Source organism: Klebsiella sp. CN_Kp100 (assembly GCF_040065315.1).
GTDB classification, from domain to species: Bacteria; Pseudomonadota; Gammaproteobacteria; order Enterobacterales; family Enterobacteriaceae; genus Klebsiella; species Klebsiella oxytoca.
The window spans coordinates 125,282-151,004 of the sequence record NZ_JBEAIJ010000004.1; the positions used below are offsets into that span (position 1 = coordinate 125,282).

Consider the following 25,723-nt stretch of genomic DNA (forward strand, 5'->3'; position numbering starts at 1 on the left):
GGGAAAGGATGCGGGCCTGGTTAGTATCAGCCGCGGGCTTCTCGCCAGTAGCCGATGAGCGTGAGGTAGTTGCGTTTCACTTCGTTAATCAGCGCCTCGTCGCTGAGCTCTCCCTGCATCCAGCGCCGTGAAGGCTGGCCAAAAATGGTGCGTCCTACGGCAAAACCTTTGATCATCGGATGCTTCGCCGCTTCGGCAAAACCGGCGCGCAGACGGTCCGAAGGGGCGTCCAGGCCGAGGATTAAGATCCCGCGGCACCAGCTATCTTCGCGCGCGATCAGTTTGCCAATCCTTTCCCATTCCGCGCTCGACAGCGGCGGCAGCTTCCACCAGTCCGGCTGGATGCCCAGCTGATAGAAGTGCTCCAGCATGTCGTGGTAGTGGCGTTCATCTTTATCCGGGCCGTTTTCCGGCAGAATAATTTCCAGCAGCAGCTCATGCCCGGACTTGTTGCACGCCTGCCAGACCTCCAGCAGCAGCGCATCCTGTTCGGCGCGCAGCTCGGCCGGGTCGGCCGGGTGGTAGAAGACCAGGCATTTCACGACGTGCTCCAGCGGCCAGTCGATGAGCTGGGAACCGATGTTGCCATGTTCCAGGCGCAGCGGGCGCGAGCTTGGCATTTCAATCGGCCGGCCAATCCACCAGCCCTTGCCGGTGATGGCATTGAGCGAGCGCTGGCCGTAGGTGCCATCGGCGAGAATGCCGCTGCGGCCGTCAAGACCGGCTTCGTCTGCGGCGGCTTCCGCGGCCGCCAGCAGCAGCAGCTTCAGCTGCGGAATACAGGATTCATCACGCCCGGTTTCCAGCGCCAGGTCTGCCAGCTGCTTACGGTGGTCAAAGGCGAAAATGCACAGCTCCGGCCACGCCTGGCGGCGGCTGGTGACGCGATGGAGATGGTTGAGGCGAGCGTCGATATCCGGACGCGGGACAGATTCTGCTCGCGACAGATAGTCGTCAAGTTCGGCTTTGGTTGGCATCGCGGGCGCGCAGCCGTGACGTGAAACCACCAGCGCGCCGCAGGCGTTAGCGTAGCGACAGGCCTGCTCCCAGCCTTCGTCGTTAAGCCAGCCGCGCAGCAGGCCGGACATAAAGGCATCGCCAGCGCCGAGGACGTTAAGCACGTCTACGCGCACGCCCTGCTGCAGCGGCACGCTATCCCAGCTGTCGGGAATGTCGCCTTCCAGCACCACGCAGCCCATCGGACCGCGTTTGCAAACCAGCGTCGCTTTCGTGGCGTTACGCACGTTTTTCAGCGCGGTCAGAGTATCGGTACTGCCGCCGGCAATATGAAACTCCTCTTCAGTCCCCACCACTAAATCGAACAGATGCAGGACTTCCTGCAGCTGGCTGGTCACCTGACCGGACTCAATGAAACGCGTTTCGCCGTCGCCTAAAGAGGTTAACCCCCAAAGCACCGGACGATAGTCGATATCCAGCGCCGTACGCAGGCCGTGACGGCGTGCGTACTCCAGCGCCTTCAGCACCGCTTCACGCGTGTTGGCGTGCGAAAGGTGGGTACCGGTTACCGCCAGCGCCCGGGAGGAGGCGATGTACTCTTCCTTAATGTCTTCTGGCGAAAGGGCCATATCGGCGCAGTTATCGCGGTAAAAAATGAGCGGAAATGTCTCCTGATCTTTAATCCCCAGCATCACTAACGCCGTCAGGCGCTGCTTATCGGTGATCAGATATTCGGTATCGACGCCGGCGCGGCTGAGCGTTTCGCGTAAAAAACGACCATTGTGCTCATCGCCCACGCGGGCAAGCATCGCCGATTTTAATCCCTGTATAGCGGTGCCGAAGGCGACGTTGCCGGAAGAGCCACCCAGGTACTTAGAAAAACTGGCAACATCTTCCAGCCTCGCGCCAATCTGCTGGGCATAGAGATCGACTGCCACCCGGCCAATACAGATGACGTCGAGTCGCTTTACTGCTGCATTCATAGCTAGGGTTTCCTTTTGCATTTCTGCTGTACGGAAGAGTCGGGATGCCGACAGCGTCTCCGAAAACAGCCTGAGGGTTATTGGTTATCCCTAGTTTGAGAAATAAATATTTCATTTGCAAACTAGATCGAAATTAAAAAACCAAAAATGTGAGGGATATACCACTCTGCCGCGCCGAGCCCCATTCTGCCTCAGATCCTGCGCGCCGAGGGAAAGCTGAACTACCGGCCATTTACTATCACTCTTTACCTATGATTTTTAAGGGGATATTAAGAGCAGTACCGCGTAAATTGCGTGTTATCCCGGATACAGGATGTGAATGAAACGGGTGAAATGCATAGAGAGTTTGATCCCTCTCGCAAAATGAAATATTTCTTCTGTATTTCTATTTAATGAAAAAAATGTTTGCCTATAATCCAGAAGTATTCCAGTGGCGTTAACGATTTTCCTGGCCCATCGCTTGTCACGCTGGGCGGGGTAAAACGCTGACCTACACGCAAATACTGAACAATAAGGATTGGGCAACATGGGCAAACTGAGACTGACAATGGCGCAGGCGCTGGTGAAGTTCCTGGATAACCAGTACCTGGAAGTCGATGGCGAAGAGCATAAGTTCGTTAAAGGCATCTTTGCTATCTTTGGCCACGGCAACGTGCTGGGAATGGGCCAGGCTCTTGAACAAGATAGCGGTGAAATGCGGGTCTATCAGGGGCGTAACGAGCAAGGGATGGCGCATGTCGCCACCGGTTTTGCCAGACAGTCCCTGCGTCGTCAGATTATTGCCTGCACCTCCTCCATTGGCCCCGGCGCGGCAAACATGATTACCGCTGCCGCCACCGCGACCGCCAACCGCATCCCTCTGCTGCTGCTGCCGGGAGATGTGTTTGCGACCCGCCAGCCTGACCCGGTGTTACAGCAAATTGAGCAGAGCCACGATCTCAGCATTACAACTAATGACGCGTTTCGCGCGGTGAGTAAATACTGGGATCGCATCACCCGTCCGGAACAGCTGATGAGCGCCTGCATCAACGCCATGCGTGTGTTGACCGACCCGGCGGAAACCGGTGCGGTCACGCTCTGTCTGCCGCAGGATGTCCAGGGCGAAGCCTGGGATTATCCGCAGTCCTTCTTTACCCGTCGGGTACACCGCCTTGACCGCCGTCCGGCCAGCGTCGCACAACTGGCGGATGCGGTGGCGGCGATTAAAGCCAGCCGTAAGCCGCTGATCGTCTGCGGCGGCGGGGTGAAATACTCCGGCGCCGGCGAAGCGTTGACCCATTTTGCCGAACGCTACGGCGTACCGTTTGCCGAAACCCAGGCGGGTAAAGGCAGCGTTGTCTCTTCGCATCCGTATAACGTGGGCGGCGTCGGCGAAACCGGCTGCCTGGCAGCGAACCTGCTGGCGAAAGAGGCGGACTTAGTCATCGGTCTCGGCACGCGTTTCAGCGATTTCACCACCTCGTCAAAATGGATTTTCCAGCACCCGGGCGTGCGCTTCCTCAATATTAACGTCAGCAACTTCGATGCCTGGAAGCTGGATGGGATTCCGATGCTGGCGGATGCCCGCGAAGCCCTCACCGCCCTCGATGACGCCCTGTCCGGCGAATCCTGGCAAGCAGGCTGGGGCGAGCAGATTGAAAGCGTGCAGAGCCGCCAGCTGAAAGAGACCCAGCGCGTTTACCAGGCGGTATGGCAGGAAACCGCTTTCGTCCCGGAAATCGACGACCATCTGGATCGGGAATCGGTGTATCGCGAATTTCGCCAGATAACCGACTCCACCCTGACGCAAAGCAGCGTCCTTGGCGTACTCAACGAAACGCTGCCGGCGGATGCGGTGATTGTGGCGGCGGCAGGTAGCCTGCCGGGAGACCTGCAGCGCGTCTGGCGCAACCGGGCCACCAACACCTATCACGTTGAATACGGCTACTCCTGCATGGGGTATGAAGTCAGCGCCGCGCTGGGCGTGAAGTTAGCCCAACCGCAAAGCGAGGTCTATTCGCTGGTGGGCGACGGCTCATTCATGATGCTGCACTCCGAGCTGGTGACCTCCCTGCAGGAGCGCGCGAAGATCAACATCGTACTGCTCGACAACATGGCCAACGGCTGTATCAACAACCTGCAGATGGAACACGGTATGGACAGCTTCGGCACCGAGTTCCGCTTCCGCTGCGCCGAATCGGGCCAGCTGCAGGGCGGCCTGGTACCGGTAGATTTCGCCACCGTCGCTGCCGGCTACGGCTGCAAAACCTGGCGCGTCACGACGCTAGAAGAACTACGCCACGCGCTGGACGCCGCGCGCCGCGAAACCGTCAGCACCCTGATAGACATTAAAGTGCTGCCGAAAACCATGGTGCACAAATATGGCAGCTGGTGGAACGTCGGCGTCGCGCAGTCTGCGCTCTCCGAGCGGATCCGTAAGGTTGCGCAAATGATAAATGAAAAACGCGCTCAGGCGCGGGATTACTAAAACAGAACACAAACCCTGAACTCTACAAATCTCGGGAGAAAACCAACTATGTCACTCAAATTAGGTGTCATCGGTGCCGGCGCTATCGGTAAAGAACATATCCGTCGTTGCACTCAGGTACTGCAGGGAGCCACGGTAGTGGCGGTTTCGGATATCAACGAAGAGAACGCGCGCGCCGCGGTTGCGCTGCCGGGCGTGCATGCCGAAGTGTACGCCGACGGTCATGACGTGATTAAGGCCAGCGATGTGGATGCCATTCTGGTCACCTCATGGGACCCCACCCACGAAGAGTACACGCTGGCCGCCATCGCCGCCGGGAAGCCGGTGTTCTGCGAGAAGCCGCTGGCGATGAGCGCGGAAGGCTGCCGCCGCATCGTTGATGCGGAAATGAAAGCCGGTCGCCGCCTGGTGCAGGTCGGATTTATGCGTCCTTATGACGAAGGCTATCTGGCGCTGAAAAAAGTGATCGATGACGGCGATATCGGCGCGCCGCTGATGCTGCGCTGCGCGCACCGCAACCAGTCGGTAGGTGAGGATTACATCACCAACATGGCGATCACCAACACCCTGATTCACGAGCTGGATGTACTGCGCTGGCTGCTGAATGACGACTATGTTTCCGTGCAGGTGCGCTTTCCGCGCTCCACTTCCCACACCCATGCACGCCTGAAAGACCCGCAGATCGTGTCGTTTGAAACGAAAAAAGGCACGCTGATCGACGTGGAAGTCTTTGTGAACTGTCAGTACGGCTATGACATCCAGTGTGAAGTGGTGGGGGAAACCGGTATTGCCCGCCTGCCTGAGCCGTCGGCTGTGCAGATGCGCAAAGCCGCTAACCTGTCGACCGCTATCCTGACCGACTGGAAGGATCGCTTTATCAAAGCGTATGACGTTGAGCTACAGGCCTTTATCAATGATGTTCAGGCCGGTCAGCTGCACGGCCCATCGGCATGGGATGGCTACGCGGCATCCGTTGCAGCCGACGCCTGTATCAAAGCCCAGGGCACCAGCGAGCCGGTTGAGGTTACGCTGCCTGAGTGCCCTGATTTCTACAAACGCTAATCCCGCTTTGCTGACGGAACTTCTTTGCACAGGTAACGACGATGAAAATTGCTTTTGACGTTGATGTCATTAAAGACCTCGGGGTCACCCGAATGGTCCATCAGGTGGCGGAGTGGGGCTACAAGTACATTGAGCAATCGCCGCACCCGCAGATCAACCCGTTCTACAAGCACCCGCGCGCCAGCCGGGAAATTATGGCTGAGTACAAGCAGGCGCTGCGCGATACCGGCGTAGAGCTCTCTTCGTTTATCTGCGTCTACCGCTGGTCCGGTCCGGATGAGCTGCGCCGTCAGGCAGCAGTAAAAAACTGGAAACGGCTGATCGAAATCGCGGTTGAAATGGGTGTACAGGTGATCAACACCGAGTTCTCCGGCGATCCTAACCAGCCGGAGATTTGCGATGAGATGTTCTATCGCTCCATGGAAGAGCTGCTGCCGATTTTTGAGCGCGAAGGCATCCGCGTTGAAATTCAGGCGCATCCGTGGGACTTCTGCGAAGAGAACAACGAAACCGTCGATATCGTGAAGTCGTTCCGCAGCGATAACGTTAAGTACGTTTACAGCGTCCCGCACACCTTCTTCTATGACAAAGGGGTGGGTGACGTTGAGAAGATGCTGCGCTATGCGGGAAGCGATCTCTCCCATGTGCTGATCGCGGATACCCGCAACCATACAAAACACTGCCGCTATATCGTTAACCCACCGGGCGTAGATGCCGTCGTTCACCAGCACGTGGGCGTCGGGGAAGGGGATGTTGATTTCGACGCGCTGTTCCGCACCCTGCGCGATATGAAATTTGCCGAGCAGACCTTCAAGGTCGGCGGTGAGCCTATCGTGGCCACCTCGCTGTTCGGCTACCCGGAAAAAATGAAATACCAGGCAGTGGAAACCCGTGAACTCATCGAACGTGAATTGCTGCGCCGGTAGGCGCAGCGGCAGGAGCCCCCTACTATGAACAAAGATAACGTAAAACTGGCTATCGCCCCGATTGGCTGGACTAACGACGATATGCCGGAGCTGGGCAGCGAGAATACTTTTCAGCAAATCGTCAGCGAAATGGCGCTGGCGGGTTTTACCGGCAGCGAAGTCGGCAGCAAATATCCACGCGATCCGGCGGTTCTCAAGCCGATGCTGGATATCCGCGGCATTCAGATTTGCAACGCCTGGTTCAGCACCTTTTTTGCTAACGGCCAGCGGGAAAAAACCATTGATGAATTCGTTAACCACATGAATTTCCTGCATGCTATGGGCGCGAAAGTGATCGGCTGCTCGGAGCAGAGCGGCAGTATTCAGGGGCTGGAAAAGCCTATCCTGGAGAATGAGAAACCGTGCTTTAGCGAAGAAGAGTGGCAGCGGGTGGCGGAAGGCTATAACACCCTCGGTCGTCTGGCGGCGGAAAAGGGCATGCAGGTCTGTCTGCACCACCATATGGGGACCGGTATTCAGACGACGGCAGAGATCGACAAGTTTATGTCGCTGGTGGATGACAAGGTCTTCCTGCTCTACGACACCGGACACGCCTGGTATTCCGAAGGCGGCGAAGAGCCGATGCTGGCGATTCTGAAAAAATATCTGCCGCGCATTAACCATGTTCACCTGAAAGACGTACGTCCGCCGGTGATCGAGCAGGTGCGCCGCGAAGGACTCTCCTTCCTGGACGGCGTGAAGAAGGGGACCTTCACCGTGCCGGGCGACGGCGTCATTGATTTCCGTCCGGTGTTTAAACTGCTGGACGAGCATGGCTATAAAGGCTGGATGGTGGTTGAGGCCGAGCAGGATCCGGCGCTGGCCAACCCATTCGAATACGCCGTAAAAGCGCGTAAATACATCCGCGAGACGGCAGGAATCTAATCGTTGTTTCATTTTCAGGCCATACGCCGTATGGCCTGCTTTTTTTGCCCCATCACTCAGCAGTAGCTCAAGACGTAGAACGAAAACAACACGTCGGTGAGGCCTCGGCCTCTGCATTCAGACTAGAGCAAATCTTCCCTCAAACAAGGCGGGTTACTGGAGTCTATTATGTCTAAGGAACAATATCTTACACTCAATAAAGCGTCGGGACCGAATAGCAATACCCCGACAACGCCCTTTGTAAAAGTTGTCGCCCTGATCGCGACGCTTGGCGGTTTACTTTTTGGCTATGATACCGGGGTGATTTCCGGTGCCTTACTCTTTATGGGCACCGAGCTTCATCTCACTCCCTTTACCACCGGTCTGGTCACCAGCTCGTTGCTGTTCGGCGCCGCCTTTGGCGCACTGCTATCTGGCAATCTGGCGAATGCGGCGGGCAGAAAGAAAATTATTCTGTGGCTGGCGGTGCTTTTTGCCATCGGCGCGATAGGTACCTCTATGGCGCCGGACGTTAACTGGATGATTTTCTTTCGTCTTATTCTCGGCGTCGCGGTCGGCGGGGCGGCGGCTACCGTTCCGGTCTATATTGCCGAGATAGCTCCCGCGAATAAGCGCGGACAGCTGGTTACTTTGCAGGAACTGATGATCGTATCCGGTCAACTGCTGGCCTATATTTCTAATGCCACGTTCCATGAAGTCTGGGGCGGGGAAAGCACCTGGCGCTGGATGCTGGCGGTGGCGACGCTACCCGCCGTGCTGCTCTGGTTTGGCATGATGTTTATGCCGGATTCACCGCGCTGGTACGCGATGAAAGGGCGCCTGGCGGAAGCCCGTCGCGTGCTTGAGCGCACCCGGCATAAAGATGATGTTGAGTGGGAGCTGCTGGAAATCACCGAAACGCTGGATGAACAGCGCAATCTCGGTAAGCCCCGGTTCAGCGAGATTATGACCCCGTGGTTGTTCAAGCTGTTTATGATCGGTATTGGTATAGCGGTTATTCAGCAGCTTACCGGTGTAAATACCATTATGTACTATGCCCCCACGGTACTGACTTCGGTTGGTATGACTGATAATGCCGCGCTGTTTGCCACTATCGCCAACGGCGTAGTCTCAGTATTGATGACATTCGTTGGCATCTGGATGCTTGGCAAAATTGGCCGTCGCCCGATGACCATGATTGGTCAGTTCGGTTGCACCGCCTGCCTGGTCTTTATCGGTGCGGTCAGCTATTTGTTGCCGGAGACGGTTAACGGCCAGCCTGATGCGCTGCGTGCCTATCCAGCCTGATGCGCTGCGTGCCTATATGGTTCTGGCAGGGATGTTACTGTTTCTGAGCTTTCAGCAGGGGGCGCTGTCGCCCGTGACCTGGCTGCTCATGTCGGAAATATTTCCAACCCGCCTGCGCGGTATTTTTATGGGAGGGGCGGTATTTTCAATGTGGATTGCCAACTTCCTGATCTCCCTGTTCTTCCCGATACTGCTGGCGTGGTTAGGGCTCTCAGGCACCTTCTTTATCTTCGCCAGTATTGGCGTATTTGGCGCGATATTCGTCATTAAATGCGTACCGGAAACCCGCCACCGTAGTCTTGAACAAATCGAGCACTATCTGCGGGATAAGCTGGACACCAGTGAAGAAGGGCAGGCCGCCAGGGCCCGGCGAATAGTGGCTGAATCGCAGGCGGATAAAGTGTAACGCTGATTGCCAGCGATATCTGCGATGCTGGAGCGGTGCTCAGCGGTCTGTTCGGACCGGGCTAATGAGCCGTATCGAACGATCCCCTCCCCCTTGAAAAGGGGAGGGGGCACACTGCTTCCGTACGGTATGACAGAAGATACCTCAGCTATCGGCGGGGATAGTGAGGGAAAGGCCTACTTCACTTCCGCCAGCGCGGTCTTATCGACGTAGGGCTTCATCAGCGCATCGGCTTCCTTCTGCGCCGCCTGCACCGCGGCTTCCGGGGTAACGTTGGCATCGTTGACCACCGCGGCCAGCTGGTTTTCCATCGCTTTACGCACGGCAACGGTCTCCCAGGTGGAGTACCACGGATGGGCATACTTCAGCTGTTCGAGGGCGATAGCCGCGCGCGGATCCTGCTGCAGATACGCCTTCATTTCCGGCGTATCGTAGGCGGCCTTACGCGGGGAGAAGTAGCCGGTAAAGCGGCTCCAGGCGCCGTTGACCTGCGGGCTCACCAGATACGTCAGGAACTGATACGCCGCTTTTTTCTGCGCGTCGTTGATGCCCTTGAAGCTAACCAGGCTGGCGCCGCCGATCGGTACCGCCCGCTGCTCTTTAGCCGGCAGCATCGCCACGCCCAGCTCAAAATCTTTGCTGTTCTCGCGCATAAAGCCCAGCGCGCCGGTGCTCAGCATCGCCATTCCGACTTTGCCGGAGAAGAAGCTGGCGCCGATCTGTTTCGAATTCAACACCCCGGAAGGCATCACTTTGTCTTTATAGACCAGGTTCTGCCAGAAGCGCAGGGCGCCGATGGTGGTTGGCGTGTTGTAATAGACTTCGCCCGGATAGTCCTCGTTAAAGTATTTCCCACCGTTGGCGCGCACCAGCGCCGAGAAGATCCAGCCGCCGTAATCATCGTTGGTCGACGGCAGCATGATCCCCCACTGGCCTTTGCTTTCGTCGGTCAGCTTTCTGGCGTCCGCCAGCAGCTCGGCCCAGGTTTGCGGCGGCTGCTTGATCCCGGCCCGATCGAACATCGTTTTGTTGTAGTAGAGGATCGGCGTCGAGTTATGGAACGGGATCGCATAGGTGGTGCCCATCACCTGGGCGTTTTTATGCATTGCGGGCCAGAACGCCTTCACCAGGAAATCCCCGGCTTTTTGATCGCCATACTGGAACAGCTCGTCCATCGGCAGGATCTCATCCTTCAGCGCCAGATCGGTGGTGAAGTTGGCGGACATAATCACCAGCGCGGGCGGCTGCCCAGCCTTCTGCGCCGATTCGGCTTTGATCTTGGTGGTGTCGTAGTTGCCGGTAAAGATCCCGCGCACTTCGACATCCTGCTGCGACTCGTTGAATTGCTTAATGACGCGGGTCATCTCCATGGTCAGCTTGCCGTCCACCGGCGCCGGAAACATGAAGTCGATCTTCTCTTTCGCCAGCGCCGCGCCGCTCAGGGCAAGGCTGAGCCCAACCGCGAGAGCGGTGAGAGGTTTAAACATGGTCTGTCTCCATCAGTAAATTATGCTGTTTCTCAGCATGAAAAAGATGCACATCGGCAGGTGAAAAGCCGAGGATCAGTGAATCGCCTTTCTCCGGCACCGCGCCGCGATGGCGACGGCTAAAGCGTAAGGTGCCGATGGGGGTGCTGACGTGGAGCAAATAATCGGCTCCCATCAGTTCTCGTTGCAGCACGGTGGCGGGCAAGCGCAGATGGTTCTCTTCCACGCGGTCGCTGATATGTTCCGGGCGAATGCCTAACCACACCCGGGGTTCATCACGGTAGCGCGGCGGCAGCGGATAGCGCAGCTCACCCAGTAATACCTCACCATCAGCGCAGGGCAGTGAGAGCAGATTCATCGCCGGAGATCCGATAAATCCGGCGACAAACAGGTTGGCCGGGTTGGCGTACAGATACTCCGGTCGCCCGACCTGCTGTACGTGGCCGCCGTTCATCACCACGATGCGGTCGGCCATCGACATCGCTTCCGTCTGGTCATGGGTGACGTAGACGGTGCTGGTTCTGAGCTGCTGGTGGAGGTCCATAATGCTGTCGCGCACTTCGCTACGCAGGCGGGCGTCGAGGTTGGAGAGCGGCTCATCCATCAGGAACAGGCGCGGATTGCGCACAATCGCCCGCGCCATCGCCACCCGCTGCCGCTGGCCGCCGGAGAGCTTCGCCGGTTTGCGATCGAGCAGCGTCTCCAGCTGCAGCATCTGCGCGACTTTATCTACCCGCGGCTGCCAACCGCTTTTTTCTTCCTTGCGTACCTTCATGCCGAAGGTGATGTTGTCGCGCACCGACAGGTGCGGAAACAGCGCATAGTTCTGGAAGATCATCGCGAAATTACGCTCTCTGGGCGACATGTCGGTGATGTTCTCATCGTGCAGCCAGATCTCCCCCTCGCTGACCGGCTCCAGCCCGGCGAGCAGGCGCAGCAGGGTGCTTTTACCGCAGCCGGACGGGCCCACCAGCACCACGAATTCCCCTTCGCGAATATCCAGCGACAGGGCGCTGAGAGCATGTTTACCATCAAACTGTTTACTGATGTTTTGCAGACTAAGCATGGCGTTTAGCAATCTTCCGTTGGGCAGCTGATATTTTCGTCGTACATCCACGGTCCGGCGTAGTGGGTCAGAGGATGCTGATAGCTCACCCACTGCTCGTCGACCTGGCGATGCATCAGGCACGACGCCGGAGAGAGGTCGTAATACGGACATGTATCTTCATGAAAGTAGGGCACCTGGTGGACGGTTCCCGGGATGGTGGAGATGATGGCCTGGCGATACTGGGTCATGGTCAGGCTGTGGTTATGGCCGCAGAAAATGCGCGTCAGCGACGGGAAACGTTCAACCAGCGCCAGCAGACGATGGCCGTTTTCGCAGGCGATAGGGTCCATCTGCGCATTGCCCAGCGGCAGCGGCGGATGATGCATAAACACCGTCGCCGGTTTATCGCCGCCATCAAACAGTTGAGCCTCAAGCCACTTGATGGTTTCCTCGGTCAGCCAGCCTTTCGACGTACCCGCCCGGCTGGAGTCGATAAAAAGCAGGCGAGTGGCAAAATCGTCTACCGCGTAGTGCATATTTTGCGCGTCGCGGCCGAGCTGCGGGCACAGCGGATGCAGGTACTCCAGAAACAGCGCTTTATCGTCGTGGTTGCCGGGAATGAGATACAGCGGATAGTTCAGGCTGCCGAGGATCTGACGGGCGACCTCATACTCTTCCGGGCGGCCGCAGTTGACGATATCGCCGCTCACCACCACCGCGTCCGGACGCTCCTGCAGGGCGTTCAACTGGGAGACGACGTCGGCATTGGCGGCGTTGACGTCAATAAAGCCGTACAGCTTCTGGCCGCGGCTGCGGAAATGGGTATCGGAAATTTGCGCTAACAGCATGAAGAGCTCCTTATTTGATCCCGGAGAAGCCGAAGCTTCGCAGGAACTGTTTCTGGAAGAGGATAAACGCCAGCATCAGCGGCAGGCAGACCATCAGCGTGCCGGCGCCGATGATGCCCCACTGACCGCCGGATTCGGCGCCCATGGCGAACGAGACCAGCCCCACGGTCAGCACCTGTTTGTCCGGGTCGTTCAGCATCATCAGCGGCCACAGATACTCGTTCCAGTGGTAGGTAATGCTGACGGTGGCGAAGGCCAGCACCGACGGCCAGGACATCGGCAGCAGCACGCGGAACAGCACCTGCCACCAGCGACAGCCCTCCATCAGCGCCGCCTCTTCCAGCTCTTTGGGTATGGCCAGAAACGCCTGACGCATCAGGAACACGCCGAACGCCGAGGTGAAGTAGGGCATCATCACCCCGGTGAGGGTGTTGAGCAGGCCGAAGGTTTTCAGGGTCAGCATGTTCGGCACCATCATCACCACCGGCATGATCATCAGCTGGACGAGGAACATCAGGAACAGCGTCTTCTTGCCGCGAAACTCGTGGCAGGCGAAGACGTAGCCGGCGGTGGTGATGGTCAACAGCTGCACGAAGAAGGTGCCGAAGGTGAAGATAAGGGTGTTGGCGTAAAGGCTCAGCCAGTCGGCGCTGGCCCAGGCATCGCGGAAGTTATTCAGCGTCAGCGGCATACGGGGCAGCAGCGAGGCTATATCCTCGCCGAAGGTCGTGGCGCTGAACGAGGTCGCCAGCATCCATAAAAACGGACTCATCCACAGCAGCGCCAGGCAGCACATTAATACCGTGAGCGTAAAGGGCTGCGAGCGGCGCAGGCGCAGCCAGAGCGGGCGCGATGCGCTGTGCGATCGCAGCGCCAGCGGCGAGATTTCAGCGCTCATAGTGCGCTCCTTTCTCCAGCAGTTTGAGGTTAATCAGCGAGAAGGCAAACAGCCCGGCCAGCGTCAGGAAGGTGGCGGCGGAAGCTTTACCTAAATCATGGGTGTCCCAGGCGAGGTTCTGGATGTAGTAGAGCAGCACGGTAGTGGCGTTATCCGGCCCGCCGCGGGTCATCACCGCCACGTGGTCGATCTGGGTGATGGAGTAGATCAGCGCCGTGGTTATCACGAAGCTCAGGGTCGGGCGCAGCAGCGGCAGAGTCACCTTAAAGAACACCTGCGTGCGGGTGGCGCCTTCCACGATCGCCGCTTCGCGCGTGGAGGCCGGAATGCTTTGCAGCCCGGCGAGGAAAAACAGCATGTAATAACCGGCGAACTTCCACACGCCAATCAGCGCCAGCGCCAGCAGCGCGCTATTGCTGCGCCCCAGCCAGTTGTTGTTCATCGGGCCAAACAGCTTCGCCAGATAGTGGTCGAGCAGGCCAAGGCCGGGCATAAAGATAAACAGCCACAGCGCGGCGGCGCTGACCATCGGGATAATCATCGGGAAGAAGAAGGCGGTGCGCAGCCAGCGGTTGACGCGGTGATTCTCGGTCAGGGCGACCGCCAGCAGTAGGGCGAGGGTCACGCCCGGTACCACCGTCAGCAGGATATAAAGCAGGTTATTCACTAGCGACTGCCAGAAGACGTTGTCGGCGAACAGACGACTAAAGTTCTCCAGCCCGACATACTGGCCGCCGTCGCTGACCATGCGGGTATCGAACAGGCTGTCATAAATCGATCGCCCGAGGGGAAACCAGGTAAACAGCAATAAAAACAGCAGGGAAGGCGACAGTATCAGCCAGGGAAGCCAGGTTTTTCTCATGGTGGCGGACGTCTCATTCAGGCGTTTGTAGAAGCCCGGATTGTGAGAAGGATTGACTGCAAACGTATGGCGGGGAGATGACGGTTTAATGACCAGGGAAACAAGCGCCGGGCAGACGGGCCGCCCGGCATCACCCCGGCCAGTGGCGTTCAGGCCGCGCGGCTGCGGCCTGAAGCATGATGAGGAACGATCAGAAGTCGGCTTTCAGCACCACGCGGTAGCGGGCCTTGCCCTCGCGAACGTGCTTCAGCGCCTCGTTGATCTGCGACATCGGGAACAGCTCGGTGGTTGGCGCGACTTTGCTGCGTCCGGCAAATTTCATCAGCTTGCGCAGCTCGGACGGGTTGCCGGTGGCCGAGCCGGAGATGCTGCGGTCGCCGCCAATCAGGGTAAAAGCGGGGACCGGGAACGGCTTCATTACCGCGCCGACGGTGTGGAAGTTGCCGCCGTACGCCAGCGCTTCAAAGTACGGCTGCCAGTCGAGATCGACGGCGACGGTGTTGATAATCAGGTCGAACTGGCCGGCCAGCGCCTTTAAGGCTTCGGGATCGCGGCTGTTCACCACGCGATCGGCGCCCATTGCCAGTACTTCCTGCTCTTTCGCCGGATTTGAGCTAAAGGCGGTGACTTCCGCGCCCATCGCGTGCAGCAGCTTGATGGCGATATGGCCGAGGCCACCAATGCCGATGACGCCGACGCGGCTGTTCGCCGTGACGTGATGCATCAGCAGCGGTTTGAAGACCGTGATGCCGCCGCAGAGCATCGGCCCCGCGGATTCGAGATCGACGTTTTCCGGCAGCGGGATCACCCATTGCCAGTCGGCGCGCAGCTTATCGGCGAAGCCGCCGCGGTTGATGATGGTGGGCACCGAGCCTTCCAGGCAGTTCACGTGGTTGCCGCTGATACAGGCGTCGCAGTGGCCGCAGCTGCGCGCCGTCCAGCCAATGCCGACCTTCTGGCCAACCTTCAGCCCTTTATCCTGCGCCGCGCTGCCCAGGGCCGCCACCCGGCCAATCACCTCGTGACCAGCCACCAGCGGATAACTCGACATGCCCCATTCGTTGTCGATCATCGACAGGTCGGAGTGGCAGATCCCGCAGTACTCCACCTGCACTTCGACATCTTCCGGCTTAAGGTCGCCGGCATCGTACTCCCACAGCGACAGATCGGCGCCCGCTTCTTTGGCGGCGTAACTTTTAATAGTGCTCATGACAGTTTCCTTGGGTTTGGCGTAGTTAAGAAGGAAGTGTAGAGCATGGGGCGAGGGGACGCTTGGCAGAAGGAGGGGGGAAGGGGGGTATAGAGGAGGGAAAAATGTGCCCTGAAGAGGCTAACACACTGAGCCGATGAAAAATTCATCACTTGGTGGCAGGTGAATGCAACGTTGCTTGCATGGCAGCGTATGACAGGTATAATCCAGAACGTTTTCCGTATCCTTTCCGTGCCGGAGTGGCGAAATCGGTAGACGCAGTTGATTCAAAATCAACCGTAGAAATACGTGCCGGTTCGAGTCCGGCCTTCGGCACCAAGTGATGCAATAATTAGCTACCTAAGGGTGGCTTTTTTTGTGTCCATTTCCGTCCAAATTCGTCCATATCCGTCTGTAATTAAAAGATAATTTATTTTTCATTAATAGCCATATTTATTTTGTGGTCTTTCCGTGTTGGTCATTTTTCATCCATTGACATCCACGCTAATTGGGGGCCAAATTGGGGGCTTAGACGTAGTTCGATAATAGTGAGGCCCCCAAATGGCACTAACAGATCGCGCTATAGTCCACGCCAAGCCTTGTGGCAAGCCGTATAAGCTCAGTGACTCGCATGGACTTTACCTGCTGGTTAACCCTAACGGTTCAAAACGCTGGTACATCAAGTACCGCTTTGTAAACAAAGAGAAAAAGCTCGCTTTAGGACCTTATCCGCTTTTGACGCTTGCACAGGCAAGACGCATGCGTGAAGAGGCCCAATTATTGCTGATTTCCGGCATCGATCCGAGTGCACACCGAAAGGCTGAACGCCTTGCTGTAACGCCGGAACATACGTTTGAGTCCGTAGCACGCGAATGGGTCTCCAGCAACGTGAACTGGTCGGCGGAACATAAGAAGCGGGTGCTGCGTTATTTCGAGCTTTACGTATTCCCCACGAACGGCAGTTGCGACATCACCAAAATGAAGGTTAAAGACCTGCTGGTACCCATCAAAGAGGTGGAGAAAGCGGGTAAACTGGATGTTGCTTCCCGGCTTCAGCAGCGCACTGCCTGCGTGATGCGCTACGCCGTCCAGAACGGCATTATCGATCATAACCCTGCATCAGATTTAACCGGCGCGGTTTCCACGCCCAAAGTACGTCACCACCCTGCATTAGATTTGAATCTTATCCCTGATTTCCTGGATAGAATCGACGATTACAAAGGCCGTCAACTGACTCAACTGGCGGTAAAGCTGGCGCTGCTGCTGTTTATCCGCTCCAGCGAACTGCGCTTTGCCCGCTGGGATGAGATTGATCTGCGTAACGCCATGTGGACAATCCCCGCCGAGCGTGAGCCGATCCCCGGCGTTAAATATTCAGCGCGTGGGGCGAAGATGCACTCCCCACACTTGGTCCCATTGTCGCGTCAGGCCATCGAACTGCTGCACGAGGTGCGGCAGCGTTGCCGACCGGGAACTGAACTGGTATTCCCCGGCGATCATAACTACCGCAAACCGATGAGCGAAAACACCATCAACAAAGCGCTGCGGGTGATGGGCTACGACACCCAGAAAGACGTCTGCGGCCACGGTTTTCGCACTATGGCCTGTAGCGCGCTGGTGGAGTCGGGCCTGTGGTCAAGCGACGCGGTAGAGCGCCAGATGAGCCATCAGGAGCGCAAGCGCGTGCGGGCGGCGTATATCCACAAGGCGCAGCATCTTGAAGAACGTCGGGAGATGATGCAGTGGTGGGCGGATTATCTGGATGCAAACCGGTTCAGGCATGTTGTGCCGTATGGCTTCAAAAAGTCGCCGGGAGGCGCACTCGACCATATGAGTTTCCAGGAGCGCAATGACCGGCAGCTAGAGGAGCTGAAAGCCAGAATACTGGCTGACTCGGAATGGCTGACGGCGTCTGAATTTTCCGCAAAAGCGGGCTTTCGTTCCGCCGATCCTGATGCTGGCCCGAAAGGCTGGAAAGCCGCCGGGAAGATATTCTCGCTGAAGGTCGATGGTGAGGATTTGTACCCGGATTATGTTCTGGATGAGAAAATGAGGCCCCTCAAGGTTGTCAGGCTGATTCTCTCGCTGTTCAAAGAACGTAAGACCCCGTGGGGGCTAGCAATCTGGTTCGGCTCGGCAAATCGCAGGTTGAGAGGAGGGAAGCCGAAAGATTTGCTGATTTCGAAGTCAGAGTTGGTTCTGATGGCGGCGCAGGATGAGGTGGAGTCGGGGGAGTAGGAATGATGGTGGTATTTAGTTATTACTAGATTTGGGCTGTTTTTGCTGGGGGGTTGACAACAGGAACAATTGAATGAGTTCGAATTCTTTGATTTGAAAATCATTAAACGTTGCAAAAGATTTGGCCTAATTGTTTCTGTTGTTGGATTATTTTTACAGATTAATAAAAGTCGAGAATTCATTTTGTTGAAGCAAATCTTTCTTTAAGAGTAAATACTTATTAAATAAGAGTGAATAAATATTTAGAATATTCGGTGTATTTATTATTAGGATGCTTGTATGGCCCTCTAAGGATCTCTGGTAATATTATATTTGCCGAAGTTTTTTATTCTGAGGCAGTATCAAAAAAATATTTAGATAAAAGCATTTGAAATATTTCTATTAAATTCTTGGCGCTTTTTTATACATATGATATTATTTGGTTTTAGTGTCGTTACAATCACCTTTGGATATTGATTTCTGCACTATTATGAAGAGAGTATTTTAGTTCAAATTGTACAAGGCTTTTTGGCGTGGTTAATTTATGGACAATAAAATGGAAATCTTTTCGTGGGCAAATTTCGGAAATGTTCTAACTTGGTTGTCAGTATTTGCATCGATCGTTGGTGGCATATACACAATCTTGGTATATATCAGAGTGGCAGATATAGAAAATAAATATCTCGTTAAAGTTAGACTTCCTGAACTGATTTCAAAGCTTCAGGATCAAAATAAAGATTTACCAAAACTTCTTTCTGAATTTGAACAAGACAATACTAGTAATAAGAAAAAAAGCGCAGTATCCGCTTCTGTTCACTCAACAATAATAATATTGGAAGATGTTAAACGGAAGTTGGAACTTGATAAAAATCAGTTTAAATATTCAAGCCCTCCAATATCAAAATGGTTACTTTCAGTAACAGATGAAAAATTATCTAGAATGCTTAGCTCCAGACATCTCGACATTGAAGGATTATGGGGAATCCAATCAGAGTTAAGCAGTGTAATTATGCACTTAGAACAAATAAATTTAGATTTAGGATGGACGAGATCATGAGTGATAATATTATACAGTTGATCACGCAATTAAATAGATACACCTTGAATGGAAGTATATCTTGGAGGAGGGATGATGCTCCTTATAATATCATTCATGGTTCGGATTCATATATACCTCTATTTTTTAGCGTTAATTTCAATGGAACTAAGTTTGGGATCTATGAAGAGAAGTATAGATATTACACAGATGTCGATGAGTTTTACTGGACGTCTCAAATCGTTCTTTGCATCCTTGATGATAATAATCTTGAGGTATGGAAGTATAAAGAAAGATTTTCTGTCCTTAATGACCTTTTTGATAATGTTAGGTATAAGCAATCAGGGATTGAAGATATTTTAAGCAAGCTCCCAAAAAACTAAGTGTATAAAGCAGCTTTGAAAGGAGCTGCTTTTATATGAATTTCTTATTGGTTCCTAGAATATAAATCTCTATGGATTTTATTCATATATCATCTAATGTTAATATGGTTTTCAATCTAATTGACTTAGCTTTGTATGATAAAATGATTATCAATACAATAAGATATTAATCATGCCTGCTTCAGCTATCACATCGCCATTAATGTCAGGTTTTGTTAAGGTCATCATTAGTTCTGGAAAAATCTGAGCTAACACTAATTAATACACTTTACTGATTCAATTCCTGAACCAACCTGGTGTTGATATACAGCTTTTCTCGACCAACGCTCATTTCTTCCAGCACGCCTATCTCGACTAACTGTTTGAGATACGCTGATGCCGTCTGGCGTTTAGCGATACCTCGTTCAACAAGGTTATCGATCCGGCAATACGGTTGCGCATAGAGCACCTGGATGAGTTCATAGGTATATATTTTTGGTAGCTTCTCACGTACATACTCGGTCGTTTCTGCCATCAATGCCCGAACAACCGCAATCTTGTCAGTCGTCCATCGGGACGTGTTTTCTACGGCCTCCAGCATAAATAATATCCACGATTCCCAGTCTCCTTCATCTGTTACCCTACGCAAGAGCATGTAGTAATCACTACGTCTCTCCAGAATAAAGCGGGACAGGTACAGGATAGGCAGTGAAAGTAATTCATTTTGAATCAGGTAAAGAATATTCAGGATACGACCTGTTCGCCCATTCCCGTCCGGAAAAGGGTGGATGCACTCAAATTGATAGTGTGCAATAGCCATTTTCACCAATGGATCTAAATCATCATCGCCATGTATGAACTGCTCCCAGTTCGTCAATAAGTTACGGATAGTATCTTCACCCACCGGGGGTGTATACACCACGCTGTTATTCTGATCGCGCAGTATCGTGCCCGGTGTTTTTCTTATATCGGTCTGAACTGCGCGTAATTTGGTACAGATAGCGATTGCGGTGTTTGTGCAAAGTGGATAGGTCTCAAGATGGGTATAACCATCATAAAGCGCCGTACGATAGCGCAATGCTTCTTTGGTTGCTGGATCTGCTCCGTCTGCACGATCAGCATACTGAAAGAGCTGATCGCTGGTCGTTACGATATTCTCAATGCGTGAGGAATCTTTCGCTTCCAGCATCGGGAGAAGATTAATCAACAATCCTTGATCGGGGATCAACTCACCCGCCGTTTTCAGCTCTGCAATTGCCGCGCGCGCATTTATACACGCTTTTAGTACATTGCGTGTTTCTATCTGCTGCAGATCAGGCGGCAGTTTTGGCAGATCATTGTAAGGGGCTTCGGGATTCCAGTTCATATGTTTATAAAAACCGATTTCATCGACATATAGACATCATATGTCGATGCTATAAGCATGTCACGGCATCATGTTTAAAAAATCGTGTTTTATCGACATATCGCCGCAACGTGTCGATGGCATAAACATGTTTTGGCTATATGTTTAAAAAAAAGCTTTTTATCGACATATCCTCAGACGCTTGGTGCAGACTATCTGGATTTGCCTGGGAAGAGACCTCACTACCTGAGATATATCGACCTTTAAATGAGGTCTCTCGGCAAACCTTGCAACCGCAAAAAATGCCCCTATTTCATGGCTAATTAACCGCGAAATTCTAGCCATGGAGGAAACTACCGATGTTACCCCGGACACACCGCCAGCTCGTAAGCGTTGAAGTGATGTGGCCTGCTCAGACGCTACCGCTTCCCCTGCAACAGGTAGTTGAAGCATTGAATCAGGGCGAAACGCCCGATCAGATTATTATCCGTATGAACCAGCAGGGCCTTCTGGCGTGGCGTGAGGATGCATCCGCGCAGGATATACACGATATCTTTCAGATACGGCTGGACAATCAGCATGAGGCGCGGTTTCTCTGCCGCTACGTTACTCTGCCGCTGCACTGATGCCCGTATCCCGGTACTGCGAGATTGAAGAGTGCTGTTTATCACCGGATAAATTAATATGCTATAAAATAAAGAGTTAGCATATGTCGTTTCAGGGATGATGAGTTGTAAATGAAGAAGAAACTGCCAGACCAGCTTTCCAGGGAATGCATTATTGCGGCTATGCGCGCCTATGATGAAGGTGTACGCCACCAGTTCAGCGAGTCCCGGCTGTATGATGTGGTCTTTGAAGGGCGCAGTTATCCACCGAAAGCTATAGTCGGTATTGCTGCTTCAAATATGATAGGCGTTGAGTTTTCCCCTGAAGATTTTAGCGGTGGTATCAAGTCGAAATGTGTCAAGTTGCTTACCGATCAAGGGTTTCAGATCGTTGAGAAAAATTTGGGTAACGAGCAGCCCGCCATCAGTATTTTTCCTGATGAACTGCCACCGCAGAGCGTATTTACTGAAGGTGCCGCTACGCAGGTAACGGTTAACCGCTATGAACGCGACCGTAAGGCCCGGCAGGCCGCATTAGCCTGGCATGGTTGCCTGTGCAAAGTATGCGGCATTGATATGATGAGGGTGTATGGTGAGATAGCAAAAGGTTTTATCCATATACACCACCTGATTCCGCTATCAGACATCAAAGATAATTACTCTCTGGATCCCAAAAAAGATCTTATTCCCGTCTGCCCTAATTGCCACGCCATGTTGCATCGGCGTAATCCGCCTTTTTCGCCTGAAGAATTGAAATCAATTATTGAATATCATGCGGCTCTTTAGGTATTACAGCCCATTCGCTGTGGCTCGGTGGAAGAGAATATTTTGATATAAATTGCTATTCTCGCAGCAACTTCAGCCACGGATTATTCACCGGCACTTTCTCCCCCAACACCTGCTTCGGATCTTCTATCAGAAACCCTTTCAACTGACTACTTTTCTTTTGTGGAACCCGAACCTCGCAGGACCAGATAAAACTGTCATCATTACAGCGCAGGGCCAGCCCTGACTCCTGAAACATTCGCTGTGCCAGTTTCCAGCCGTCGCCGCTATCGCCTGTGGTTTCTGCTGCGTATGTTTTAAAGATCCCCGGCGAAATCAAAAAAAGATGGTTTTCCACCACATGTACCTTGCCGTTCCGGGTATTCACCGTGGCTGAAGAACTGGTGTGGTTCTTCAGCCACTGCAGGAAATTATTATTGTCACCAAGCCTCGGGTCGTCTGCTATCTCCGGCAGCGGTTGAGTGGGAGCGCTAAGTTCAGGGACGGGTTCAGCTTCGCTTACCGGCGTCACATCACCGACAAAACAGGCGGGACGTTGTTCGCCTGGTTCCCATATTGCAGACGGCGTCAGGCGCAGCAGCGTCAGCGGTTCAACGGGCGACCAGCCCTTATCTGATCGGATAATGCAGCGCCAGATCGCTTTATCCTCATTGGCAACGATAAGCTGATATGCCAGCAGTTCGTCAAACAGGCGGTTATTATTTTCCGGTACGCTGGCTACGCCATTCTGGAGCAGCCAGGCGCGAACCCGGTCGGCGGTGGTTTTGCTGATAAGCCACAGCGCATCCTCCGTCAACCAGCCATCTGATCCGCATTCGGGATTATTGAGCCGGTACTCGTTCTGTACCAGCGACCGTAAGGCTGTAAGAAGCTGCTGGGGAAAGGAAGAGGGCTTTTGTGCCAGCGCAGTTTTGATATCGCCGCCGAGGTATCGGGCGACAGAGGCTTTATCGGCCTGCTGTACCAGTTCCGCCAGCGCGCCAGCCCGTTCGTAGTGTCCGGTTATCTGATAAATCAGGGACGCAAAAACCGTGGGATATCCGGCCAGCCAGTCCAGTAATGGCGAGGGTATCAACTGATTAATCAGCATTGCGCTAGCCGCCGGATGCAGATGATAGTCGCGACCGTGGCTCTGGTACTGCCAGCGATAAGGCTGTGCCAGATTACCCTGCCACGGATGCCAGCGGGTGCCATCACGTTGATGAATCTCCATATCCACGGCGATTTTTCCCGTATCGTGCAGTAATGCCGCGCAGACCACCGCGACCGTCCATGCGCTGGCCTGCCGGGCCTGTTCTTCCGCACCCGCTTCCGGTGGCAGCAGATAACCCTGGCGCAACCGGATGGCATTGCAGGCAACTTCCAGCGAATGATCCAGCAACCCACCGGGAGTGGAATGGTGATGACTTTGTGAGGCGGGCAGCAGTTGTACCAACGCGGCGAAGCGATGAATCGCCGTGAGGATCCAGCTATCAAACAGGGTATCTGGCAGCGGGGTCAGTTGCCGTAACTGGTGCAAACAGGACTGACGTAACGGCTTCGCCAGCAACCGTTCTGCGGATTGTGGCGCAAACCAACCCTCCGGTAGCGCAGCGTCTGGCGCCGGTGGCTGGCTCTGGGATGGTCGTTGTAGCCACTTCAGCATATTTCCCCTTTCCGGGCAGGCCCCTTTGCCCTTGTCGCCCTTCCTTTGCAGTGTCTCCCTTTGGGTCTTTTCCATACAGCAGGTTTTTTAAGTCTGCAGAGAATATTTAAGATTACCCAATATTATGTTGGTTAATAAAACGATACAAAATATGTAGTTAATGCATGATGTCTTGTAACGGTGAAAACTTGCACAACTTTTCGATTTGATGTATTGTTTTAATCGTGAAATCGAAAAGGAGGGTTTTATGAATCCGACTACAGAAAAGCGACCTGTCTACCAGGACAATATGACTTCTGCTGCCAGACTCCAGAATTTTGTTCAGGAACTGGCTGATGACATCAGAGCAGGTAATACTCATGTTCGACAGGAAAGCATGGCTCAAACAGATGCGCTCTTTGCTGTCGATGCCATTTTGGGATACCTGGCAAGCAGAGCTGAGCATAACCTGACGAAGGAAAAGAAAAGGCACCTTCGTCGCGTCCATAGCAAGGCCATGTTTCTTTCGCGGTTAGAGCGGGATGGTGGGGTCTATTCTTCAGCAAAAGCCGCTGAAGTTTTAGGCCGTACAAAAACCACGGTGAAAAACTGGAAAGATAGTGGCCAATTACTTGCTGTAGAAATTGATGGTGAGTTCTTTTATCCGGCGTTCCAGTTTACTGATGATGAACGGATCTCGGATCGAGGCGTTCTGAAAGGTCTGTCAGGCTTACTTAAGCAACTTAAAAATTTCAGTGACAGGATGCAATATTCTTTCTTTGTTGAGGAACGTAATACTGTGCTGAAGGGATTATCGCCAGCAGGTCGTACTTTTAATATTATCGAGATTCTTAAAGGGAATCCGGATGACGTCTTGATGGACGAGTTACATCGGCTTGCCCGCGTTTATGGTACGCAAGATGCCGCATAACAATGAAGGGGGTGCTTGCCCCCCCTTTTGTTATTCTTCGACCGATATGCCTAGATCCCAAGTAAGGATGTCGGCAGCCTCTTTACCATCATGCTCAAAGTCACTGAGGCGGGTCTGTTCTAGCGTTATGGCCATGCCCTGTCCAGATGGGTCGATATGCCAAAGCACCAGACATGATTCACCGGTTACGTTCGACGTATACTCCATACCGTCGAATCCTGCGTTGTGCGCTATGGTAGCCAGAAACTGTGTGACTTTACGAGAATCTGTTGTGACATCATGAATTTTTATAGATGTACGACTGACCAATTTGTTTACTTGCAGAATGTTAACGTCCTTTAAGATTGCTATTTTGCCAAGATAGTAATCTTCAAGGTCCGATTCTTTCATGGACACTTTGTTCTGAAACACTTCTTTCAACGACGTTCCTGGGGTGTAGGCCAAATACATCGAGCCATGTACACCGTCAGTCAGACTAAAACGGTAATCCGCACCGTTATGATTGAAAAAAACGTTGCTTCCATTATGCTCACCGGGCTGGAGTCGGTACATCTCAGTATCTGCAGGAATTACCTTGCCACAGCGGTTAAGCGTTTTCTGGTCAAGGTTCCTGAATTTACTGAGTATGGCCTCGTCTAGTTTCTTCCGGGCTTTAATATCAGCATCGGTTTCAGTAGATTGGTTAGCGTCGTCGTTTAGGTTTTCCTCGTATGTCATAGGCGAAATGCCCTCCTAATAAAAGTGGATTTAAATAAGCCATAGGCTTAACCTCCATTGATTTTGAATTTACCCTGACGAATTCTTCGCGGGGCGTTTTATCCCATTGATGGGACACATAATTCTAACCCATAGTAGTTATCAATCAAGGGGAAGTGAGATGAGGCTTCATCGCAGGTATCACGAAAATGATAATGAATGCTGATAATTGTGTAGTGTCTAATCAAGAGGTGTTTCCGAAGCATAAAAAAAGTGGCCGATCAAAACCGGCCACTCCGTTTCACTTACCACCAGGCATAAAACATCAGCCTGTCTCGCTCAAAATCAAACGTCTCCAGCGTCTCTTTCACCCAGTGGGTGACGGCGCGAACGTCTTTCCAGTAGTGTTCTCCATAATCGGTATATCCATAGAAAAAGCCGTCAATCGTGGGATAAACCGCGCCGCAGTTATCCGGCGTCAGGCTCTGTAGGTCGCTCAGAAGCGCCTGCAAATGTGCTTTGGTGACTTCTAACAGCACCTGGTTGCGCACCAGCCCAACGTGTTTATCCACCCATTTGAGTAACGGGTTCACCTTGCGGAAATAACCCACTCTGGCGTACTGGCTTTCATCGGGCGCGTTTTTTGCCCGTTCGAAAAAGAAGATGTCGAGTCCCATACATTGTTCCTCATTCCCCTTCATCCTTCAGGCCGCAGGTGCGTTGGCTTTCCTCGCTCATCCCGGTCACGTAGTTTGTCTACGCTCCCGGGGATTCGCT

21 protein-coding genes, 1 tRNA gene and 1 pseudogene are annotated in these 25,723 nt (G+C 53.6%); 12 read left to right on the top strand and 11 right to left on the bottom strand.

All coding sequences use genetic code 11. From position 1 onward, the window contains the following. Positions 1 to 26: 26 nt before the first annotated feature. Positions 27 to 1,940 (bottom strand): 5-dehydro-2-deoxygluconokinase, encoded by a 1,914-nt coding sequence (gene iolC, locus ABLV12_RS04600; protein WP_004108844.1) that lies wholly within the window; start codon positions 1,938 to 1,940, stop codon positions 27 to 29. A gap of 526 nt (positions 1,941 to 2,466) precedes the next feature. Here iolC and iolD point away from each other — a divergent pair. The 5 genes and pseudogenes from iolD (at position 2,467) to ABLV12_RS04625 (ending at position 9,012) form a co-directional block, all read left to right on the top strand. Beyond that, positions 2,467 to 4,407, top strand: coding sequence for a 3D-(3,5/4)-trihydroxycyclohexane-1,2-dione acylhydrolase (decyclizing) (gene iolD / locus ABLV12_RS04605; protein ID WP_004108842.1), 1,941 nt, complete (start codon positions 2,467 to 2,469; stop codon positions 4,405 to 4,407). Between the two features lie 48 nt (positions 4,408 to 4,455). Beyond that, positions 4,456 to 5,469 (top strand): Gfo/Idh/MocA family oxidoreductase, encoded by a 1,014-nt coding sequence (locus ABLV12_RS04610; protein ID WP_004108840.1) that lies wholly within the window; start codon positions 4,456 to 4,458, stop codon positions 5,467 to 5,469. A 41-nt stretch (positions 5,470 to 5,510) separates the two neighbouring features. After that, positions 5,511 to 6,395, top strand: coding sequence for a sugar phosphate isomerase/epimerase (locus ABLV12_RS04615; protein WP_004098146.1), 885 nt, complete (start codon positions 5,511 to 5,513; stop codon positions 6,393 to 6,395). Positions 6,396 to 6,419: 24 nt separating this feature from the next. Then, positions 6,420 to 7,319: a myo-inosose-2 dehydratase gene (gene iolE / locus ABLV12_RS04620; protein ID WP_004108838.1), complete on the top strand. Its 900-nt coding sequence runs from the start codon at positions 6,420 to 6,422 to the stop codon at positions 7,317 to 7,319. A 168-nt stretch (positions 7,320 to 7,487) separates the two neighbouring features. After that, a pseudogene (locus tag ABLV12_RS04625) lies at positions 7,488 to 9,012 on the top strand (sugar porter family MFS transporter). Between the two features lie 176 nt (positions 9,013 to 9,188). On the opposite strand, the gene ABLV12_RS04630 reads toward ABLV12_RS04625, so the two are convergent. From ABLV12_RS04630 to ABLV12_RS04655, 6 genes are all read right to left on the bottom strand, one after another. After that, the gene (locus ABLV12_RS04630) at positions 9,189 to 10,499 is read right to left on the bottom strand and encodes an ABC transporter substrate-binding protein (RefSeq protein ID WP_004108836.1); all 1,311 of its coding nucleotides are present in this window, start codon (positions 10,497 to 10,499) and stop codon (positions 9,189 to 9,191) included. Beyond that, complete coding sequence (locus ABLV12_RS04635; RefSeq protein WP_004128298.1) at positions 10,492 to 11,565, bottom strand: ABC transporter ATP-binding protein; 1,074 nt, start codon at positions 11,563 to 11,565, stop codon at positions 10,492 to 10,494. Before ABLV12_RS04635 ends, ABLV12_RS04630 begins: the two co-directional genes overlap by 8 nt. Positions 11,566 to 11,570: 5 nt before the next feature. After that, positions 11,571 to 12,395: a phosphodiesterase gene (locus ABLV12_RS04640; RefSeq protein WP_004128299.1), complete on the bottom strand. Its 825-nt coding sequence runs from the start codon at positions 12,393 to 12,395 to the stop codon at positions 11,571 to 11,573. Between the two features lie 10 nt (positions 12,396 to 12,405). Then, complete coding sequence (locus tag ABLV12_RS04645) at positions 12,406 to 13,293, bottom strand: carbohydrate ABC transporter permease (RefSeq protein ID WP_064396538.1); 888 nt, start codon at positions 13,291 to 13,293, stop codon at positions 12,406 to 12,408. After that, positions 13,283 to 14,155, bottom strand: coding sequence for a sugar ABC transporter permease (locus ABLV12_RS04650; protein ID WP_023320237.1), 873 nt, complete (start codon positions 14,153 to 14,155; stop codon positions 13,283 to 13,285). Before ABLV12_RS04650 ends, ABLV12_RS04645 begins: the two co-directional genes overlap by 11 nt. 190 nt (positions 14,156 to 14,345) lie before the next feature. Then, positions 14,346 to 15,365: an NAD(P)-dependent alcohol dehydrogenase gene (locus ABLV12_RS04655; protein ID WP_004108819.1), complete on the bottom strand. Its 1,020-nt coding sequence runs from the start codon at positions 15,363 to 15,365 to the stop codon at positions 14,346 to 14,348. 233 nt (positions 15,366 to 15,598) lie between these two features. Here ABLV12_RS04655 and ABLV12_RS04660 point away from each other — a divergent pair. The 4 genes from ABLV12_RS04660 to ABLV12_RS04675 all read left to right on the top strand — a co-directional run bounded on the left by ABLV12_RS04660 (position 15,599) and on the right by ABLV12_RS04675 (position 18,980). Next, positions 15,599 to 15,683: transfer RNA gene (locus ABLV12_RS04660), tRNA-Leu, on the top strand. A 222-nt stretch (positions 15,684 to 15,905) separates the two neighbouring features. Next, positions 15,906 to 17,582: an integrase arm-type DNA-binding domain-containing protein gene (locus ABLV12_RS04665; protein ID WP_348866818.1), complete on the top strand. Its 1,677-nt coding sequence runs from the start codon at positions 15,906 to 15,908 to the stop codon at positions 17,580 to 17,582. A 535-nt stretch (positions 17,583 to 18,117) separates the two neighbouring features. Further along, the gene (locus ABLV12_RS04670; protein WP_057058083.1) at positions 18,118 to 18,618 is read left to right on the top strand and encodes a hypothetical protein; all 501 of its coding nucleotides are present in this window, start codon (positions 18,118 to 18,120) and stop codon (positions 18,616 to 18,618) included. Then, entirely contained in the window at positions 18,615 to 18,980 is a 366-nt protein-coding gene (locus tag ABLV12_RS04675) for a hypothetical protein (RefSeq protein ID WP_057058084.1), read from the top strand. The genes ABLV12_RS04670 and ABLV12_RS04675 overlap by 4 nt, the downstream gene beginning before the upstream one ends. A gap of 268 nt (positions 18,981 to 19,248) precedes the next feature. Here ABLV12_RS04675 and ABLV12_RS04680 read toward each other — a convergent pair whose 3' ends face one another. After that, on the bottom strand, positions 19,249 to 20,325 hold the full coding sequence (locus ABLV12_RS04680) for a Fic family protein (RefSeq protein ID WP_348866819.1): 1,077 nt from the start codon (positions 20,323 to 20,325) through the stop codon (positions 19,249 to 19,251). 338 nt (positions 20,326 to 20,663) lie between these two features. On the opposite strand from ABLV12_RS04680, the gene ABLV12_RS04685 reads away from it, so the two are divergent. Next, positions 20,664 to 20,930 carry a hypothetical protein gene (locus ABLV12_RS04685; protein ID WP_063408524.1) on the top strand — a complete coding sequence of 89 codons (267 nt, stop codon included), beginning with the start codon at positions 20,664 to 20,666 and terminating at the stop codon, positions 20,928 to 20,930. A gap of 111 nt (positions 20,931 to 21,041) precedes the next feature. Continuing rightward, on the top strand, positions 21,042 to 21,695 hold the full coding sequence (locus ABLV12_RS04690) for an HNH endonuclease (protein ID WP_058656242.1): 654 nt from the start codon (positions 21,042 to 21,044) through the stop codon (positions 21,693 to 21,695). A gap of 55 nt (positions 21,696 to 21,750) precedes the next feature. Here the strand turns inward: ABLV12_RS04690 and mobH are convergent, their stop codons facing one another. Next, entirely contained in the window at positions 21,751 to 23,340 is a 1,590-nt protein-coding gene (mobH, locus tag ABLV12_RS04695; protein WP_348866820.1) for a MobH family relaxase, read from the bottom strand. Positions 23,341 to 23,587: 247 nt separating this feature from the next. Here mobH and ABLV12_RS04700 point away from each other — a divergent pair, with 247 nt between their 5' ends. Then, on the top strand, positions 23,588 to 24,250 hold the full coding sequence (locus tag ABLV12_RS04700) for a hypothetical protein (RefSeq protein ID WP_063408526.1): 663 nt from the start codon (positions 23,588 to 23,590) through the stop codon (positions 24,248 to 24,250). Between the two features lie 30 nt (positions 24,251 to 24,280). On the opposite strand, the gene ABLV12_RS04705 is transcribed toward ABLV12_RS04700, so the two are convergent. Further along, positions 24,281 to 24,967, bottom strand: coding sequence for an RES family NAD+ phosphorylase (locus ABLV12_RS04705; RefSeq protein WP_063408527.1), 687 nt, complete (start codon positions 24,965 to 24,967; stop codon positions 24,281 to 24,283). A 284-nt stretch (positions 24,968 to 25,251) separates the two neighbouring features. Then, the gene (locus ABLV12_RS04710) at positions 25,252 to 25,623 is read right to left on the bottom strand and encodes a hypothetical protein (protein ID WP_063408528.1); all 372 of its coding nucleotides are present in this window, start codon (positions 25,621 to 25,623) and stop codon (positions 25,252 to 25,254) included. Positions 25,624 to 25,723 lie beyond the last annotated feature (100 nt).

Excerpts from the sequence above, each read along its gene's own strand:
- ABLV12_RS04630 (WP_004108836.1), bottom strand. The coding sequence starts at position 10,499 with ATGTTTAAACCTCTCACCGCTCTCGCGGTTGGGCTCAGCCTTGCCCTG.
- ABLV12_RS04710 (WP_063408528.1), bottom strand. The coding sequence starts at position 25,623 with ATGGGACTCGACATCTTCTTTTTCGAACGGGCAAAAAACGCGCCCGAT.
- ABLV12_RS04705 (WP_063408527.1), bottom strand. The coding sequence starts at position 24,967 with ATGACATACGAGGAAAACCTAAACGACGACGCTAACCAATCTACTGAA.
- ABLV12_RS04670 (WP_057058083.1), top strand. The coding sequence starts at position 18,118 with ATGGAAATCTTTTCGTGGGCAAATTTCGGAAATGTTCTAACTTGGTTG.
- ABLV12_RS04635 (WP_004128298.1), bottom strand. The coding sequence starts at position 11,565 with ATGCTTAGTCTGCAAAACATCAGTAAACAGTTTGATGGTAAACATGCT.
- ABLV12_RS04665 (WP_348866818.1), top strand. The coding sequence starts at position 15,906 with ATGGCACTAACAGATCGCGCTATAGTCCACGCCAAGCCTTGTGGCAAG.
- ABLV12_RS04650 (WP_023320237.1), bottom strand. The coding sequence starts at position 14,155 with ATGAGAAAAACCTGGCTTCCCTGGCTGATACTGTCGCCTTCCCTGCTG.
- ABLV12_RS04685 (WP_063408524.1), top strand. The coding sequence starts at position 20,664 with ATGTTACCCCGGACACACCGCCAGCTCGTAAGCGTTGAAGTGATGTGG.
- ABLV12_RS04610 (WP_004108840.1), top strand. The coding sequence starts at position 4,456 with ATGTCACTCAAATTAGGTGTCATCGGTGCCGGCGCTATCGGTAAAGAA.
- iolC (WP_004108844.1), bottom strand. The coding sequence starts at position 1,940 with ATGAATGCAGCAGTAAAGCGACTCGACGTCATCTGTATTGGCCGGGTG.
- iolE (WP_004108838.1), top strand. The coding sequence starts at position 6,420 with ATGAACAAAGATAACGTAAAACTGGCTATCGCCCCGATTGGCTGGACT.
- ABLV12_RS04690 (WP_058656242.1), top strand. The coding sequence starts at position 21,042 with ATGAAGAAGAAACTGCCAGACCAGCTTTCCAGGGAATGCATTATTGCG.
- ABLV12_RS04615 (WP_004098146.1), top strand. The coding sequence starts at position 5,511 with ATGAAAATTGCTTTTGACGTTGATGTCATTAAAGACCTCGGGGTCACC.
- mobH (WP_348866820.1), bottom strand. The coding sequence starts at position 23,340 with ATGCTGAAGTGGCTACAACGACCATCCCAGAGCCAGCCACCGGCGCCA.
- iolD (WP_004108842.1), top strand. The coding sequence starts at position 2,467 with ATGGGCAAACTGAGACTGACAATGGCGCAGGCGCTGGTGAAGTTCCTG.
- ABLV12_RS04675 (WP_057058084.1), top strand. The coding sequence starts at position 18,615 with ATGAGTGATAATATTATACAGTTGATCACGCAATTAAATAGATACACC.
- ABLV12_RS04655 (WP_004108819.1), bottom strand. The coding sequence starts at position 15,365 with ATGAGCACTATTAAAAGTTACGCCGCCAAAGAAGCGGGCGCCGATCTG.
- ABLV12_RS04680 (WP_348866819.1), bottom strand. The coding sequence starts at position 20,325 with ATGAACTGGAATCCCGAAGCCCCTTACAATGATCTGCCAAAACTGCCG.
- ABLV12_RS04640 (WP_004128299.1), bottom strand. The coding sequence starts at position 12,395 with ATGCTGTTAGCGCAAATTTCCGATACCCATTTCCGCAGCCGCGGCCAG.
- ABLV12_RS04700 (WP_063408526.1), top strand. The coding sequence starts at position 23,588 with ATGAATCCGACTACAGAAAAGCGACCTGTCTACCAGGACAATATGACT.
- ABLV12_RS04645 (WP_064396538.1), bottom strand. The coding sequence starts at position 13,293 with ATGAGCGCTGAAATCTCGCCGCTGGCGCTGCGATCGCACAGCGCATCG.